The organism is Sporosarcina sp. YIM B06819, assembly GCF_033485175.1.
In the GTDB taxonomy this organism is placed as follows: domain Bacteria; phylum Bacillota; class Bacilli; order Bacillales_A; family Planococcaceae; genus Sporosarcina.
The window spans coordinates 1-2,910 of the sequence record NZ_JAWLIQ010000052.1 but is presented as its reverse complement, the minus strand read 5'-3'; the positions used below and the strand labels follow the sequence as shown (position 1 = coordinate 2,910).

Here is a 2,910-nt window from a genome sequence, read left to right as displayed (position 1 = left end):
CATGTATTAGGCATGCCGCCAGCGTTCGTCCTGAGCCAGGATCAAACTCTCCATAATAGAAGAAAATGAATAGCTCATTTCTTGCTGACTAGAATCCTAAGATTCTTGTGTGTGTTTCTGTTCATTCGATGGAAATCGATTTACTTAGAAACGTTTTGCTCGAATGCGTTAAGCACTCTCGCTATATTTCATTGACGTTTTGCTGTTCAGTTTTCAAGGTTCATGTTAATATTTTTTGTTGCTGTTATTTCGTAAGCAACTTTTATATCATATCAAGTTATGTTTCATATGTCAACAACTAATTTCAATTTCTTTTTTGTTGTTTTTCATGTTGTTTTGTCTGCCTAACTGGCGACTCATATTATATTACAACATGGATAATTGAATGTCAACACTTTATGCGAAGTTTTTATAACAGCTAACAAAAAACGCATAGCATAGCCACTTCGTGGGTAGGCACTGCCCCACTTTTAGAAGCTTACCAAACTCAAACAATGATTGGTGAGCTTTTAAAAAGCGTATCTGAAATTGTACGTTCGTTACTTTACATTGACTTTCATTAATTAACCAGAACTATTATTTCAACTATCCCTTTAATATTTTCAAGTAATTTACCCTCATAATTGCCGGAAAACAAATAATACGTACCTTCTAATGAGCTTGGTACTATAGCAGGTTAATCCTTTTCCCGCCGTTGTGTTACCATTGAATCCACTATCCTCTAGATAACCATCATTCCTTGCATATTCGTCCGTTCTCATAAAAACTGATATTTAATTTTACTTTTCCTTCTGATGTTATGTCATAAGTAATCATATCCCCATCTTCAAGTGTATACCGCTTCAAGTTCACACCTTCACCAATAGCATTTATATTTACATCAATGACATACTTAGATTCAGTACACCCTAGAAAGATTTCTCTCGGCACCGGTTTATCATCTGCACCGGTTTATCATCTGCAACATTAACTATTGAATTAGAGGCCTTACCATTATCCACCACAATAAATACTGCAACACAAAAGAACATGATCCCAAAACCAATAACAATGCCACTTTTCTTTTTTTCTTGTATCCATAGTAGATAAAATTCTATTTTTCATGCTTTCCTTTCCCCTTGAACTGGCCCACCTTCACTATGTTTAGGGATGTGGGATTCCTAAGAACATCTTCGTAACAGAAAGTTTGGATTAGTTTAGCTCCACAGTCCCTGCGGTTAGAAGTCTGATGGCCTTTTTTTCAAGATTGATACTTGCGTTATAGTCTCGGTAGTGGCACGAGTTACATGCTGGACACACTCTTTGCCGTAATGCGAGATCCTTAACGTCTTTATGGCGATAGCCGCAGCGACGACTGTCTTCCCGTACCACTTCGCCTTGTATTCAAGCATTGTGCGGAACTGTGACCAACTCACTTCACTAATTGCTATGGCTAAGTTATGGGTTTTTAACATGTTTGATACCCGCAAATCCTCAATTCCGATGAAATTGTGGTTTTTGATAATTTCGGCGGAGTTTTTGTGCAAGTATTATTTTTTTGTTTGCAATTTTTATGAATACCAGCGAATATTCTTCGTTGTTTCTGATAGTTCTTCGGCTCATTCAAAGGTTTATTCTGACGAATCACTTGTTATTTTCTTCTTGAAAGAATCCGCTGTGCACTGGCTAATTTCTTTTCCAATACGCGAAAGAATTTCAGGTTTTCATAGACGGTTTCATCTGAAAGTATGGCCAAACCCTTTAGACCAACATCAATACCGAAAGATGTATGGGTTTTAGGTAGCTTACAAACCTCTGTTTCAACAAGAGTGTAGACAAAGTATTTCCCACTCCGATTCCGTCTGATCATCGTATTTAGTATACGCCCCATGATTTTATGGCTTTTGGAAAGTTTAACAAGCCCCAGCTTCGGTAATTTGATGACATTGCCGATAACTGCGATTTTAACGTTTGTGTATTTTGTTGTGTACAATTGGACATTATTTCTTTTCGACTTAAAACGGGGTAGCTTGTTTTGCTTCTTAAAGAAACGGTCAAATGAATCTGCAAGATTGCGAACGGATGATGGAAGGGTAATGCTGTCCACTTTTTTAACCAGGATAATTCCTTTTTCAACAAGGGAAGGCCAGCTGAACAATTGCGATAAGCTAGTCCTTTACCTGTTTCTTTATAGGTGTGATTCCATTTATCCAGAAGATGATTAAAGACAAAGCTGCTGCATCCGATTGTTAAGCAATGAGGACTTGTTGATTTTTGTTTGGAAAGATACCGGCCTTATAAGCTTTGTTGATCATCATGGACTTTCACCTTGTTTCAAAAGGGTTTTGATTTGATTGTAAAATATACGTTCCCCGAGAGATGGTATTTTAGGCTATCGCTCAACCGAAATTAATCTCTTCATTATCACTGGACTACGCCCTTTACGCGTTTGAAGTGAGAGTGTTCTTTCGGTAAATAGATAAAGGACGAGTTGATAATGCTATCGTTAACATGGACTGTTGGCGAATGACACCGATAATCGTTCCACAGCGCTGTTGTCTTTTTTTGTAGCTTGTCATTTTTCATGCAATACTGGAAGTTAACGTTGGTTCATTAGCCCACACCACTTTCATAATGTTAACTTCAGCTTTTAGTATTTCACAACTACCTAAAATTAAAGTCCATTAACTCGCTAACTGTTGACACTATGTTTAGAAAGTTAAATAAAAAAAGTCATCGCTTATTAGCAATGACCATGTTTGCTGTGTATTTTTCCATTCGGATCTCACATACACCTCTTACTTTTAACTTTGAATTTTAAACAACAAAAAAGTCATTACCTATTGGTAATGACCGTGTGCCCGGCGACGTCCTACTCTTGCAGGGGGAAACCCCCAACTACCATCGGCGCTGAAGAGCTTAACTTCCGTG

At 37.6% G+C, this 2,910-nt stretch carries 1 pseudogene; it reads right to left on the bottom strand.

What is annotated here, in order from left to right:
* Positions 1 to 1,191: 1,191 nt before the first annotated feature.
* Positions 1,192 to 2,297: pseudogene (locus R2B72_RS18410) on the bottom strand (RNA-guided endonuclease TnpB family protein).
* Positions 2,298 to 2,910 lie beyond the last annotated feature (613 nt).